15 protein-coding genes are annotated in these 14009 nt (G+C 44.6%); all 15 read left to right on the plus strand.

Translation table 11 applies throughout. The features are described 5' to 3' along the window. Positions 1–246 precede the first annotated feature (246 nt). The 15 genes from aspS to ybgF all read left to right on the plus strand — a co-directional run bounded on the left by aspS (position 247) and on the right by ybgF (position 13968). Positions 247–2025 (plus strand): aspartate--tRNA ligase, encoded by a 1779-nt coding sequence (gene aspS, locus AB4375_RS14000; protein WP_017062081.1) that lies wholly within the window; start codon positions 247–249, stop codon positions 2023–2025. Between the two features lie 170 nt (positions 2026–2195). Continuing rightward, a complete protein-coding gene (gene ruvC, locus AB4375_RS14005; RefSeq protein ID WP_008219936.1) occupies positions 2196–2717 on the plus strand; it encodes a crossover junction endodeoxyribonuclease RuvC in 522 nt (173 codons plus the stop codon). Positions 2718–2869: 152 nt separating this feature from the next. Next, positions 2870–3481 carry a Holliday junction branch migration protein RuvA gene (gene ruvA, locus AB4375_RS14010; RefSeq protein ID WP_017062079.1) on the plus strand — a complete coding sequence of 204 codons (612 nt, stop codon included), beginning with the start codon at positions 2870–2872 and terminating at the stop codon, positions 3479–3481. 103 nt (positions 3482–3584) lie between these two features. Then, positions 3585–4601, plus strand: a complete 1017-nt coding sequence (gene ruvB, locus AB4375_RS14015; RefSeq protein WP_017062078.1) for a Holliday junction branch migration DNA helicase RuvB — start codon at positions 3585–3587, stop codon at positions 4599–4601. Positions 4602–5153: 552 nt separating this feature from the next. Continuing rightward, complete coding sequence (gene cydA, locus AB4375_RS14020) at positions 5154–6740, plus strand: cytochrome ubiquinol oxidase subunit I (RefSeq protein WP_017062077.1); 1587 nt, start codon at positions 5154–5156, stop codon at positions 6738–6740. Between the two features lie 13 nt (positions 6741–6753). Further along, complete coding sequence (gene cydB, locus AB4375_RS14025) at positions 6754–7890, plus strand: cytochrome d ubiquinol oxidase subunit II (protein ID WP_017062076.1); 1137 nt, start codon at positions 6754–6756, stop codon at positions 7888–7890. Between the two features lie 31 nt (positions 7891–7921). Then, positions 7922–8029, plus strand: a complete 108-nt coding sequence (gene cydX / locus AB4375_RS14030; protein WP_000270284.1) for a cytochrome bd-I oxidase subunit CydX — start codon at positions 7922–7924, stop codon at positions 8027–8029. Beyond that, complete coding sequence (ybgE, locus tag AB4375_RS14035) at positions 8022–8324, plus strand: cyd operon protein YbgE (RefSeq protein WP_017062075.1); 303 nt, start codon at positions 8022–8024, stop codon at positions 8322–8324. The genes cydX and ybgE overlap by 8 nt, the downstream gene beginning before the upstream one ends. 172 nt (positions 8325–8496) lie before the next feature. Further along, a complete protein-coding gene (ybgC, locus tag AB4375_RS14040; protein ID WP_017062074.1) occupies positions 8497–8934 on the plus strand; it encodes a tol-pal system-associated acyl-CoA thioesterase in 438 nt (145 codons plus the stop codon). Beyond that, positions 8924–9607: a protein TolQ gene (tolQ, locus tag AB4375_RS14045; protein ID WP_017063515.1), complete on the plus strand. Its 684-nt coding sequence runs from the start codon at positions 8924–8926 to the stop codon at positions 9605–9607. The genes ybgC and tolQ overlap by 11 nt, the downstream gene beginning before the upstream one ends. 3 nt (positions 9608–9610) lie before the next feature. Next, complete coding sequence (tolR, locus tag AB4375_RS14050) at positions 9611–10054, plus strand: protein TolR (RefSeq protein WP_017062072.1); 444 nt, start codon at positions 9611–9613, stop codon at positions 10052–10054. Between the two features lie 13 nt (positions 10055–10067). Next, on the plus strand, positions 10068–11132 hold the full coding sequence (gene tolA, locus AB4375_RS14055) for a cell envelope integrity protein TolA (RefSeq protein ID WP_017070008.1): 1065 nt from the start codon (positions 10068–10070) through the stop codon (positions 11130–11132). A gap of 11 nt (positions 11133–11143) precedes the next feature. Beyond that, complete coding sequence (gene tolB / locus AB4375_RS14060; RefSeq protein ID WP_372051826.1) at positions 11144–12496, plus strand: Tol-Pal system beta propeller repeat protein TolB; 1353 nt, start codon at positions 11144–11146, stop codon at positions 12494–12496. Positions 12497–12609: 113 nt separating this feature from the next. Further along, positions 12610–13152 (plus strand): peptidoglycan-associated lipoprotein Pal, encoded by a 543-nt coding sequence (gene pal, locus AB4375_RS14065; protein ID WP_372051827.1) that lies wholly within the window; start codon positions 12610–12612, stop codon positions 13150–13152. Between the two features lie 33 nt (positions 13153–13185). Next, complete coding sequence (ybgF, locus tag AB4375_RS14070) at positions 13186–13968, plus strand: tol-pal system protein YbgF (protein ID WP_372051828.1); 783 nt, start codon at positions 13186–13188, stop codon at positions 13966–13968. The last annotated feature ends 41 nt before the right edge of the window (positions 13969–14009 follow it).

The raw sequence follows: 14009 nt of genomic DNA on the forward strand, positions 1-14009 counted from the left end.
TTTACGAGAGTTTTGCTGATTAAGGTACTTTCGAGATATAATTATCGCAATTTTTTCGGTTTTGATGAATCTTTGCGCACTTGATGGGCTAAAAAGCAGCAAAGCCAGATAAAACACAATAAATTCGAATGTGGAAGGTCGATTTTAAGCGAGTTTCCGCGTATAAATGTTCCTTTGCTCTGTTGTGTGGAATGACCACTGACAGCTTGGAAATTAGTAAATAATTAAGAGATTGGGAAATTCATTATGCGTACCCATTACTGTGGTAACCTGAACAAGTCCCTGGCGGGACAAACTGTAGAATTGTGCGGCTGGGTAAACCGTCGCCGTGATTTAGGCGGTCTTATCTTTATTGATATGCGTGATCGTGAAGGCATCGTTCAGGTTGTTGTCGATCCAGATATGAAAGATATCTTCCCGATCGCTAACCAACTGCGTAATGAATTCTGTATCAAGTTTACTGGTGAAGTACGAGTTCGTCCGGACAGCCAAGTAAATAAAGACATGGCTACTGGTGAAGTAGAACTTTACGCGACGGGTCTAGAGATCATTAACCGTTCAGAAGCGCTTCCACTAGACTTCAACCAAACGAACTCTGAAGAGCAGCGTCTTAAGTACCGTTACATCGATCTTCGTCGTCCAGAAATGAGCGACCGTATTAAGCTTCGTGCACGTGCTTCTAGCTTCGTTCGTCGTTTCCTAGATGAGAACTTATTCCTAGACATCGAAACGCCAGTACTAACGAAAGCGACACCAGAAGGTGCTCGTGACTACCTAGTACCAAGCCGTGTTCACAAAGGTAGCTTCTACGCACTTCCTCAATCTCCTCAGCTGTTCAAGCAACTGCTGATGATGTCTGGTTTTGACCGTTACTACCAAATCGTTAAATGTTTCCGTGATGAAGATTTACGTGCTGACCGTCAGCCTGAATTTACTCAAATCGATATCGAAACATCTTTCATGACTTCTCAAGAAGTACGTAACGTGACTGAGAAGCTTGTTCACGATATGTGGAAAGAACTTCTAGATGTTGAACTAGGCCAATTCCCAGTAATGCCTTTCTCTGAAGCGATTCGTCGTTTCGGTTCTGATAAGCCAGATCTACGTAACCCACTAGAGCTAGTGGACGTTGCTGACTTGGTTAAAGATGTTGAATTCAAGGTATTCTCTGGCCCAGCTAACGACGAAAAAGGTCGCGTAGCAGTTATCCGTGTTCCAGGTGGTGCTAAGCTAACTCGTAAGCAAATCGACGGCTACGCTGAACACGTAAACATCTACGGCGCGAAAGGCCTAGCTTGGATGAAGGTTAACGACCGTGCTGCAGGCATGGAAGGTATTCAATCTCCAGTTGCTAAATTCCTAAGCGAAGACGTAATCAACGGTATTCTAGATCGTACTCAAGCTGAATCTGGCGATATCATTCTGTTCGGCGCAGACAAAGCGGGCATCGTTGCTGAAGCAATGGGCGCACTTCGTCTTAAACTAGGTACGGATCTAGAGCTAACAGACACATCTGCATGGGCTCCACTGTGGGTTGTTGACTTCCCAATGTTCGAAGAAGACGGCGAAGGTAACCTACACGCAATGCACCACCCATTCACATCACCACTAGGTGTGAACGCGGAAGAGCTAAAAGCGAACCCAGCAGCAGCAAATTCAGATGCATACGACATGGTAATCAACGGCTACGAAGTAGGCGGCGGTTCTGTACGTATTCACAACGCAGAAATGCAAACAGCGGTATTCGGTATCCTAGGTATCGAAGCACAAGAGCAACAAGAGAAGTTCGGCTTCCTACTTGAAGCGCTTAAGTACGGTACGCCACCACACGCTGGTCTAGCATTCGGTCTTGACCGTCTAGCAATGCTGCTTTGTGGTACAGAGAACATCCGTGACGTTATCGCATTCCCGAAAACAACAGCAGCAGCATGTCTACTAACAGACGCGCCGAGCCTAGCGAACCCAGCATCGCTGGAAGAGCTAGCAATCGCAGTTAAATTGGCAGAGAAAAAAGAGCAAGCGTAAGCCTGTTATCTTTTCTTGTTGATGAAGAGATCCTAGTTGATAGAGAGCTCTTAATTCATTAGCCAGACCTGTCAGTAATTAGAAAATGCCCGTTAATTTGACGGGCATTTTTTTTTGCGTTCGATATACTAAGCTCATAAAGCATGTATAAATAATCAGTATTTGAAGTTATGTCTATTATCTTAGGGATTGACCCTGGCTCACGCATTACCGGTTACGGTGTTATTCGTCAAAATGGCCGCCACCTATATTACTTAGGGAGTGGTTGCATTCGCACCTCAGAAAAAGAGTTGCCGGGCCGACTCAAACAAATCTACGCCGGTGTGAGCGAAATCATCACTCAGTTCCAACCGGATGTGTTTGCGATAGAGCAGGTCTTCATGGCTAAGAATGCAGACTCAGCGCTTAAGCTTGGACAAGCGCGTGGCAGTGCGATAGTGGCAGCGGTAAATGCTGATCTCCCCGTTCATGAATATGCGGCTCGTCTAATCAAACAAGCGGTGACAGGCAATGGTGGTGCAGATAAGTCGATGGTTCAGAACATGGTGATGAGCATGCTTAAGTTACCCGCTAAACCACAGGCCGATGCTGCCGATGCTCTAGGCGTAGCGATCACTCACGCCAACACCAATAAAACTTTGATAGCGCTTGCGGGTAAAGCAACAGGTGCAAGAAAAGGGCGTTACCGATAACCTAGGCTATGGCGTTTCTGAAGCCAGAATCATTCGGTTTCTCAAGCTAAGCAAGCTTAAATAAATCATCCCAATAAACACAAAGAACTGGATAAGCATCCAGTTCTTTTATATTCTGTCCCTCAAATTATATTCCATCAAGAGAGTGAATTGTGATCGGACGTCTACGCGGTACATTAATAGAAAAACAGCCACCAGAATTACTAATCGAAGTGAGTGGCGTTGGCTATGAAGTTCAAATGCCAATGAGCTGTTTTTACGAATTACCAAACGTGGGCGAAGAGGCAATCATCTACACGCACTTTGTTGTACGTGAAGATGCGCAGCTACTTTATGGTTTTAACACGGTTAAAGAGCGTGCGCTGTTCCGTGAAGTGATCAAAGCGAACGGTGTGGGCCCTAAGCTAGGCCTTGGCATTCTTTCAGGCATGACGGCTAGCCAGTTTGTTCAAAGTGTTGAACGTGAAGACATCTCGACGCTGGTTAAACTTCCGGGTGTGGGTAAGAAAACCGCTGAACGTCTGGTTGTTGAAATGAAAGACCGCCTGAAAGGGTGGGGCGCGGGTGACTTGTTTACTCCAGCGACAGATGCAGCTCCGATTGATTCTATGCCAACCGTTCACGACGCGGAAGAAGAAGCGGTAAGTGCGCTACTTGCATTAGGCTACAAGCCGACTCAAGCTTCCAAGGTGGTTTCTCAAGTGGCTAAAGATGGCATGACCAGCGAACAGTTGATTCGCGAAGCTCTGAAATCGATGGTTTAATACCCAATATACTTGTTCGACAAAATAGACTCATTCACTTTGCCTTTACACAGAGTCAAGAAGCGCAGAGTCAACAAGAGCATAGTTAGGAATAGCAGAATTTATGATTGAAGCCGATCGCCTTATTGCACCGGATAACCCAGTATTCAAAGATGAAGATGTCATTGATCGTGCAATACGCCCTAAAGCACTGGCTGACTATCAAGGTCAGGATCACGTTCGTGGCCAGATGGAGATTTTCATCAAAGCGGCACAACTGCGTAACGAGGCGCTCGACCATCTGTTGATATTTGGCCCTCCAGGCTTGGGTAAAACCACGTTGGCGAACATTGTTGCCAATGAGATGGATGTCAACATTCGTACGACTTCAGGCCCTGTTCTAGAAAAAGCAGGCGACCTAGCGGCGTTACTGACCAATCTCGAAGAAAATGATGTCCTGTTCATTGATGAGATTCACCGTTTAAGCCCTGTGGTTGAAGAGGTGTTGTACCCTGCAATGGAAGACTACCAATTAGATATCATGATTGGTGAAGGCCCAGCGGCACGCTCTATCAAGATTGACCTTCCTCCTTTTACTTTGATTGGCGCAACCACTCGTGCTGGCTCACTGACATCGCCGTTACGTGACCGTTTTGGTATTACTCAGCGTCTTGAGTACTACAAGGTTGAAGATCTACAAAACATCGTTCAGCGCAGTGCAGATTGCCTTGGTCTTTCTATGGAGTCCGAAGGGGCGCTAGAAGTTGCTCGCCGAGCTCGTGGTACGCCACGTATTGCTAACCGTCTACTGCGCCGTGTTCGTGATTATGCGGAAGTAAAAGGCGACGGGCATATTTGTCCGGAGGTTGCTGACAAAGCGCTAAACATGTTGGATGTCGATGCTAAAGGTTTCGACTACATGGATAGAAAGCTTCTGCTGGCGATTATGGAGAAGTTTGGTGGTGGTCCGGTAGGTATCGACAACATGGCTGCCGCGATTGGTGAAGAGAGAGACACTATTGAAGATGTGTTAGAACCTTACTTGATTCAACAAGGTTACCTACAAAGGACGCCAAGAGGTCGAATCGCGACCGACAGAGCGTATTTACACTTTGGAATAGATAAACCCTCCAATCGTTAAATTATTCATTTTTAAAGATCCCAGTTGCATAAGCGCTGGGTTTTTTTGCTTTTTACTGAATAACAACTCTTTGAGCGAGTCGATAAAAAGATCGAAAAGGGAGCTTCAAAAATGGAAACTTTGATTTCAGGTTTAATTTAGATAACAGGAAATGAAATAAGTTGTCATATTTTTTGTTAATACTTTATAGGTAGTTGTAATTCGGATGTTGAGGCGGTGCTGAGCATTTGTCACAGATATCATGCACTGTTATTAAGACAAGCATAATTGGTGTGATTTTAATCATAATTGTACAAAAATAACTCTAATTTGCTCGAATAAATTTGATACAAATCAACGCAGGGTTCTCCCATAAACCTTTTGAAACATACTGATTTTACCAGTAATATTAGCGCCAGCTATATTAGCTCATGCTTAACAATAATCTAACTATAACGGTACGTTTTTGCTACAAATTTCAACTTGTAATAACAATTACATAAATTGTTTTAACATGGATTTTTGCGGTGAATAATCACACAAGTGTCATTCAGCCGACACAAAGGAGTTACCATGATTGATGTTGTTGATCTGTCGCGATTGCAGTTTGCATTTACAGCGATGTATCACTTCCTATTTGTTCCACTGACTTTAGGTATGGCATTTCTACTTGCCATTATGGAGTCAGTTTATGTAATGACTGGCAAGCAAATTTACAAGGACATGACCAAGTTCTGGGGTAAATTGTTTGGTATTAACTTTGCTCTTGGTGTAGCGACAGGCTTAACCATGGAGTTCCAGTTTGGTACTAACTGGTCTTACTATTCTCACTATGTTGGCGACATTTTTGGTGCTCCGCTAGCTATCGAAGCGCTTGTTGCATTCTTCCTAGAGTCTACTTTTGTTGGCCTATTCTTCTTCGGTTGGGACAGACTGTCAAAGCGTCAGCACTTAGCGGTAACTTGGTTAGTAGCACTTGGCTCTAACTTCTCTGCGCTTTGGATCTTGGTAGCAAACGGCTGGATGCAAAACCCAGTGGGTGCGGAATTTAACTTTGAAACTATGCGTATGGAAATGGTGAGCTTCGCTGAAGTTGTACTAAACCCAGTAGCACAAGTTAAATTCGTACACACAGTAGCGTCTGGTTACACAACGGGTGCAATGTTCATCCTTGGTATCAGCTCATACTACATTCTTAAAGGTCGTGACCTTGCCTTTGCTCGTCGTTCTTTCGCGATTGCAGCGTCTTTCGGTATGGCGGCGATCTTGTCAGTAATCGTACTAGGTGATGAATCTGGTTACGAGCTTGGTGAAGTTCAAAAAGTGAAGCTCGCTGCTGTAGAAGCGGAATGGCACACTGAAGAAGCACCAGCAGCATTTACTGTTTTTGGTATTCCGAACCAAGAGACAATGAATACTGACTACGCAATTAAAATTCCTTACGTAATGGGTATCATCGCAACGCGTTCGCTTGATACTGAAGTAACGGGCCTACGTGACCTACGTGATGACCACGTTGATCGTATCCGTACTGGTATGTACGCGTACGAGCTGCTTGAAAAGCTACGTGCAGGCGATAAGTCTGAAGAAAACATGGCTGCGTTCGACGAAGTGAAAGGTGACCTAGGTTACGGCTTGCTTCTTAAGCGCTACACAGACGACGTTGTTGATGCAACTGAAGACCAAATCCAAATGGCTGCGGATGATTCTATCCCAACAGTTTGGCCTCTATTCTGGTCATTCCGTCTGATGGTTGCTTGTGGCTTCATCATGCTGTTTGTATTCGGTGCTGCGTTTGTTCAAACGTGTCGTCAGAAAATCGAACAGAAACCATGGGTACTTAAAGCTGCGCTATTCTCAATCCCACTTCCTTGGATTGCGATTGAAGCAGGTTGGTTCGTTGCTGAGTTTGGTCGTCAACCATGGGCGGTTGGTGAAATCCTACCGGTTAACGTTGCTGCATCAGCACTGACTATTGAACAGCTTTGGACTTCTCTATTCGCTATCCTGGCACTTTACACAGTGTTCTTGATTGCTGAAGTTTACCTAATGCTGAAATTCGCACGTAAAGGTCCAAGTAGCTTGAAGACAGGCCGTTACCACTTCGAACAAAACGATAACTCTGTTGAAGACAAAGTTAGCCGTTCAGTTGAAGTATAAGTGAGGGAATATTATGTTTGATTACGAAAGCTTACGACTTATTTGGTGGGTATTGATCGGTGTTCTACTGGTTGGTTTCGCCGTAACTGATGGCTTTGATATGGGTGTTGCCGCTCTGTCACCTGTTATCGGTAAGAGCGACACTGAACGTCGTATTATGCTAAACACGATTGCCCCTCACTGGGATGGTAACCAAGTTTGGCTTATCACTGCGGGTGGTGCATTGTTTGCTGCATGGCCACTGGTTTACGCGACGTCTTTCTCTGGTTTTTACTTCGCAATGTACGTAACGCTAGCTGCACTTTGGTTACGTCCACTTGCTCTTGACTACCGTTCAAAGATCGAAGATCCAAAATGGCGCAAAACTTGGGACTACGCACTTTGCTTTAGTGGCGCAGTACCACCAATCATTTTCGGTGTGGCATTTGGTAACCTACTACAAGGTGTTCCATTTGAACTGAACGAATTTATGATGTCTAAGTACCATGGTACGTTCTTCGCTCTGCTTAACCCATTTGCATTGCTTTGTGGTGTGTTGGCTCTGATGTTGTTCGTGATGCAAGGTGCAACATGGCTTCAAATGAAGACAACAGAAGCGCTGCACGCTCGTGCTCGTAACGTTGCTCAGATCACTGGCCTAATTGCTATTGCTCTATTCGTTATTGGTGGTTTCTGGGTTCAATCTATCGAAGGCTATGTAATTACGAGCACTATCGATACGTTTGCTGACTCAAACCCACTAAACAAAGAAGTATCACTTCAAGTGGGTGCTTGGATGACAAACTTCGAAACTTATCCAGCAATGTGGGCTGCGCCGATCCTTGGTGTAGCAATGCCACTGCTTGCTGTGATTGCATCTCGCTTTGAGCGTGGTGGTTTCGCATTCTTGTTCTCAAGCCTATCGAACGCTGGTGTTATTCTAACGGCTGGTTTTGCAATGTTCCCATTCGTAATGCCATCAAGCCTGAACCCTAACCAAAGCTTGACTATGTGGGATTCAACAGCAAGTGAGCTAACGCTTGGTCTTATGACTGTCGTTGCGGCGGTAATGGTTCCTGTGATTCTTGGCTACACAACTTGGACATACTACAAAATGTTCGGTCGTCTAGATAAGAAACACATCGAAGATAACGACGTTTCAGCTTACTAAGCTAGAAGTTAAATAACTTAGGAGAAATTTTATGTGGTATTTCGCATGGATTTTGGGTGTACTTCTAGCATGTGCATTCGGCATCATCAATGCTCTATGGCTAGAGCATTCAGAAATGATGGACAAAGACAGTGAGTAATCTCGCAGAGCAAATCGCTAAGCTGCATCAACCAATGGATAAGACTCTGCTTAGAGCCTTAGCCCTAGTATTGGGTTTCATGCATGTGGGTTTAGTGATGTGGGATCCTGAAGCGTATGCGACAAGCATCGGTGGCTTTAACGCGATCATCGGACCAATGTTTATTTGGGCAGTATGCTCAAGCATGGTTTACGGTATCGGATTTAAGCCAAGAGCTTGGATGTGGCAGCTACTGTTTAGCCCATATGTTTCACTCACAATTTTGCTCTACCTAACGGTGCTGCGCCTTCTATAAAAGGCAAAGGATTTAGGTTCATAACAACGTGAGCCTTTATACTTGTTGGGTTTTTAGCCAAAAAGAGGTCATCTTATACAGATGGCCTTTTTTTTCGTCTCTCAAATCAAAAAATTCACAGCGATATACTATTAATGATAAGGAGTTAGGTTATAGTGAGATCTTTATCGTTTTGGATTGTGGTAGCAAATTGCAGGGATTATCTAAGCTATTTACGTGGCCAGTGACTGTGTATTACGAAGACACCGATGCGGGTGGCGTTGTATACCATTCAAACTATCTTAAGTTTTTCGAACGCGCTCGAACTGAGATGTTGCGCTCAATTGGCGTTTCTCAGCAAGTATTGTTAGAACAAAACATCGGTTTTGTAGTCCGACATATGGACATTGATTTTATTCAAGGCGCGCGTCTTGATGATTCTTTACAAGTCATAACAAATATTTACGAGTTGAAGCGAGCTACCTTGGTCTTCTGTCAAGAGATCGTAAATCCTGATGGCAAGGCATTGTGTAAAGCAATGGTTAAGGTAGCATGTATCGATAATCAAAAAATGAAACCCAAAGCAATGCCAACATTTATTCTCACGGAGCTAACGAATAGTGACTGCTGAAATCTCAATCTTAGGCCTAATTTTAGAAGCTAGTTTACTAGTTAAGATGGTCATGCTGACTCTTATGGGCATGTCTGTTGTTTCTTGGGCGATGATCATAAAAAGAAGTAAAGTGTTATCTCAAGCTTCTAAACAAACAGAAGTGTTTGAAGACAAATTTTGGTCAGGCGTTGATCTTGCAAAACTGTACCAAGAGAGCAACAAACGCAAAGACGAGCTTTCTGGTACTGAAGAAATTTTCTACGCAGGCTTTACTGAGTTCGCTCGCCTTCGTAAATCGAATGCAACATCACCTGACTTCATTATGGAAGGCACTGGCCGTGCGATGCGCGTTGCCGTTGCTCGTGAGATTGATGAACTAGAAACTAACTTACCTTTCTTGGCGACCGTTGGCTCTATCAGCCCATACATCGGCCTATTTGGTACGGTTTGGGGCATCATGCACTCATTCATCGCATTAGGTGAAGTGAAGCAAGCGACGCTCGCAATGGTTGCTCCTGGTATTGCAGAAGCACTGATCGCAACAGCAATGGGTCTATTCGCTGCGATTCCAGCGGTAATGGCGTACAACCGCTTCAGCAGCCGAGTAGGCAAGCTAGAACACAACTACGCGACTTTCTCTGAAGAGTTTCACAGTATTCTTCACCGTCAAGCGATGGCTGGCAGGGAATAATAGATGGCTGGATACCAACCTAAAAAACGCAAAATGACAGCAGAGATTAACGTTGTACCTTACATCGACGTTATGCTTGTTTTGCTGATCATTTTTATGGTGACTTCGCCGTTTGTTACTCAAGGCGTTGACGTTGAATTGCCTCAGGCTTCAACGGCTAAATCGGCACAAGACCTACTGGGTGACGACAATGCAAGTTTCATCATCGTTGAAGTGAACAAAGACGGTGAACTTGGCTTGAGCGTTAATGACGAAGAAGTACAGCGTGGCTTATCAATGGAAGATATTATCGTCCGTGTGAAAGCCGAGTTGTCTCTGAAGCCAAACTCTCCAGTGGCGGTTGGTGGTGATGCCGCAACGCCATACGCTGAAGTGGTTTTATTACTTGATGAATTAAGCCGTGCAGGTGTGCCAAAGGTTGGCCTTTTAACGGATATAAGGGAATAGCTCCGTAGCATTCATGAAAGCGAATAATAAAAAATCCAATAATTTCAGATCACCGCTTCTTATTTCTCTTGGGCTGCACGTCATTTTATTCGTTGCGCTCATTTGGGGGGCGGATTTCACGATGTCAGAGCCAAAGCCTACAGGGCAGATGGTTCAAGCAGTGGTGATTGATCCTCAGTTGGTTCGCCAGCAAGCTCAACAGATTCGTCAACAAAGAGAAGCGGCAAGCAAGAAAGAGCAAGAGCGTCTTGACAAACTAAGACGTGAAAGCGAACGACTTGAAAAGAATCGTAAAGCTGAAGAAGAAAATATTCGCAAGCTAAAAGAACAGCAAGCGAAAGAAGCTAAAGCAACTCGTGAAGCTGAAAAGCGTCGAGTTGAGAAAGAGAAACAACGCAAAGCTGAAGAAGCGCGTTTACAGCAAGAGCAAAAGAAAGCCGCTAAAGCCGAAGCTGACCGTAAGCTAAAAGAAGCTGCGTTAGTGAAAGCCGAGAACGAGCGTAAAGCCAAAGAAGCGGCAATCGCAAAAGCTGAACAAGAACGCGTGGCAAAAGAAAAAGCAGCGAAAGAGGCAGCAGACAAAGCTCGTAAAGAGAAAGAAGCCGCTGAACTCGCGGAAAAGCAACGCATAGCGAAAGAGAAAGAAGCGGCAGCCGCAGCAGAGAAAGCCCGTAAGGCAAAAGAAGCTGCAGCAAAAGCAGAAAAAGAGCGTAAACAACAAGAAGCCGCATTGAACGATATCTTTGCTGGGCTTGAAACGGAAGCGACTCAAAACTCTTCAGCAAGACAGCAATTTATTACTGATGAAGCACAGCGTTACGGTGAAATCTACAAACAAATGATACAAGGCAATTTACGTGTTGAAGATAGCTTCTCAGGTAAATCATGTAGAGTTAATTTACGTCTACTTGCTACAGGTTCAAGTGCTATCGTTAAAAGCGTAAGTGTTTTGAGTGGAGATAGTCGCCTTTGTGAAGCAAGTAAACGCGCAGTTGCTCAAACGGGAACATTTCCATTGCCGTCTGACCCTGCAATCGTTGACAAACTGAAAGACATCAATTTAACCGTTGAGCTATAAAGGAATGTAGTGTGTTTAAAAAACTATTATTAACTCTGAGTATTTTACTGTTTAGCGGTGTTCAAGTCGCAAATGCAGCTCTAGAGCTTGTCATTACAGACGGTATTAACTCTGCAAGACCTATCGCTATTGTACCTTTCCGTTGGGAAGGCTCAGAGCCATTGCCACACGATGTATCAGCGGTTATCGCTTCTGACTTACAACGCAGTGGTAAATTCAGCCCAGTTGCAACAAGCAAAATGCCTCAAACGCCTTACAGCGAAACTGAGGTTAACTTTGATGCTTGGACTAACCTGGGCGTTGATTCACTGCTAACCGGTAGCATCACTAAAAATGCCGAAGGGCAGTATGTGGTGAACTACCAACTTATCGACATTGTTCGTGGTCAACTGACTAAAGGACAAAGCCGCGCACTAAGCGATGAAGGCCAATTGGTACTTTCTAAAGATCACGTTCTATTCAATAAGAAGGCTACGGTTCCTGGTAATCGCTTGAGAGAGTACGCACACCGTATCTCAGACCTAGTGTATGAAGAGCTAACTGGTGAGAAAGGCGCGTTCTTAACTCGTATCTCTTACGTGGTAGTGAACGATAAAGACAAGTACCCGTATCAACTTCGTGTTGCTGACTACGATGGCTTTAACGAGCGTTTAGTACTTCGTTCTAAGCAGCCTCTCATGTCTCCAGCATGGTCACCAGACGGCAAAAAGCTAGCTTATGTGAGCTTCCAGAATGGCCAAGCTGAAATATTCATCATGAATATTTACACGGGTGAACGTGAGAAAGTGACGTCATACCCTCGTCACAATGGTGCGCCAAGATTCTCGCCAGATGGTAAAACATTGGCATTGGTATTGTCGAAAACGGGCAGCCTTCAGGTGTACACACTTGACCTTGCTAGCCGTAAGCTGACTCAAATTACCCGCGGCCGTTCGAATAATACTGAACCATTCTGGCACCCAGATGGCAAGTCTCTTATTTTCACATCGGATCGTGGTGGTAAACCACAGATTTATAATGTAAATTTGTCCAATAATTCGACTTCTCGTATTACTTGGCAAGGTAGCCAAAACTTAGGTGGCCAGATCACTCCTGATGGTCGATTCATGATCATGGTTAATCGCAGCAACTCAGGTTTTAACTTGGCTAAGCAAGATTTGGAAACCGGTGCGGTTCAGGTACTAACAAAAACATTGTTAGATGAGTCTCCAAGTATTGCACCGAATGGAGGTATGGTTATCTATAGCTCTATTTACAACGAAACAAATGTACTATCGATGGTTTCTATCGATGGACGTTTTAAAGCTAGATTACCGGCAACTAACGGACGCGTTAGAGCGCCTGCATGGTCACCGTTCCTCTAGGGAAAATTACATATTCTTTTAGCTATTGATAGTGTTAACTATTGTGGCATTTAACTATCTATAGCACTCTTAGTCGCTGTAGAAACTAAGTTTGATAACGTAAGGAAAAAAAGATGCAACTTAACAAAGTTCTTAAAGGCTTGATGATTGCACTACCAGTGATGGCAGTAACGGCATGTAGCTCAACTGATGAAGCAACATCTGCAACATCTGGTACTGAAAGCAACCAAACAACTTCAGGTTCAGAAGGCAATGTAGACACAACTGTTGTAACGCCAATTGACGCTAACGGTCAACTGTCTGAGCAAGAGCTTAAAGAGCAAGCGCTACGTGAAACTCAAACAATCTACTTCGCATTCGATAACTCTACTATCGCTGGCGACTACGAAGAGATGCTAGCAGCTCACGCAGCATACCTAGTTAAGAACGTTGACATGAACGTTACTATCGAAGGTCACGCTGATGAGCGCGGTACTCCTGAGTACAACATCGCACTTGGCGAGCGTCGTGCACAAGCTGTAGCGAAATACCTACAAGCTCTAGGTGTTCAAGCTGACCAAATCGCTATCGTAAGCTACGGTGAAGAGAAGCCACTTCTTCTAGGTCAATCTGAAGATGTGTACGCTAAAAACCGTCGCGCAGTACTAGTTTACTAATTTTAGTAGACTATATAATTGAGGAATTGCCTCATGTTCAGTAACACAAAGCGAGTCATTTTGCTTTCGTTACTGGCAAGTGCAGCGAACACCGCGTTCGCTGCACCAGCTCCAGTATCCGATCTCAATAGCACCGCAACCAATTCATCATCTTCCTCTCGATCAGCATCTAACGAATCAGATATTGAGCGTTTAGAGCGCCTGCTTCAAAATCGCAATCTCGTTCAGCTTCAAATGCAACAGCAAATCGACGACATGGCACTGGAGCTCAGTGAACTTCGTGGTGAGCTGGAACGAAACAGCTACGATATGAAGCAAATGCTAGAACGTCAGCGTGAACTGTTCATTGAACTGGATCGCGTAAGAGGCGAGGTGAAAGCAGCAGGAACAGCAACGGTAGCAGTGGCGGCGAGCGAAGGCTCTAAGGACGCTTCTGGTACGTTCAGTACTGATGTGGATGAGCAAACTGCTTATCAAAATGCTGTAGATATGATTCTAAAGCAACGAGACTACACGGGTGCGATTGCCGCATTCCAAAAGTTTCAAAAAGACTTCCCAGATTCTACCTTCACACCTAACTCACATTACTGGTTAGGCCAGCTTTATTTTGCTAAGAAGCAAGATGAAGAAGCCGTGAAGAGCTTTGCTGCTGTTGTGTCTTACAAAGACTCAAACAAGCGAGCAGATGCACTGGTTAAGCTTGGTGACATAGCTGCGCGCAACAACAACGCGACGCAAGCTAAGAAATATTACCAACAAGTCGTAACCGAGCACCCAAACAGTGCTTCGGCTAAAGTGGCCAAAACCCACTTATAACCAAAATAGGGGTGCTTAGGCGCTAATGCCGATCAGTTAAA

This window comes from Vibrio sp. 10N.261.51.C6, from assembly GCF_041471785.1.
Lineage (GTDB): Bacteria > Pseudomonadota > Gammaproteobacteria > Enterobacterales > Vibrionaceae > Vibrio > Vibrio crassostreae_C.

Bases quoted from the DNA above. Each gene is read 5' to 3' on its own strand.
- cydA (WP_017062077.1), top strand. From the start codon at position 5,154: ATGATTGATGTTGTTGATCTGTCGCGATTGCAGTTTGCATTTACAGCG.
- ybgF (WP_372051828.1), top strand. From the start codon at position 13,186: ATGTTCAGTAACACAAAGCGAGTCATTTTGCTTTCGTTACTGGCAAGT.
- cydX (WP_000270284.1), top strand. From the start codon at position 7,922: ATGTGGTATTTCGCATGGATTTTGGGTGTACTTCTAGCATGTGCATTC.
- tolA (WP_017070008.1), top strand. From the start codon at position 10,068: ATGAAAGCGAATAATAAAAAATCCAATAATTTCAGATCACCGCTTCTT.
- aspS (WP_017062081.1), top strand. From the start codon at position 247: ATGCGTACCCATTACTGTGGTAACCTGAACAAGTCCCTGGCGGGACAA.
- cydB (WP_017062076.1), top strand. From the start codon at position 6,754: ATGTTTGATTACGAAAGCTTACGACTTATTTGGTGGGTATTGATCGGT.
- ruvC (WP_008219936.1), top strand. From the start codon at position 2,196: ATGTCTATTATCTTAGGGATTGACCCTGGCTCACGCATTACCGGTTAC.
- ruvB (WP_017062078.1), top strand. From the start codon at position 3,585: ATGATTGAAGCCGATCGCCTTATTGCACCGGATAACCCAGTATTCAAA.
- pal (WP_372051827.1), top strand. From the start codon at position 12,610: ATGCAACTTAACAAAGTTCTTAAAGGCTTGATGATTGCACTACCAGTG.
- tolR (WP_017062072.1), top strand. From the start codon at position 9,611: ATGGCTGGATACCAACCTAAAAAACGCAAAATGACAGCAGAGATTAAC.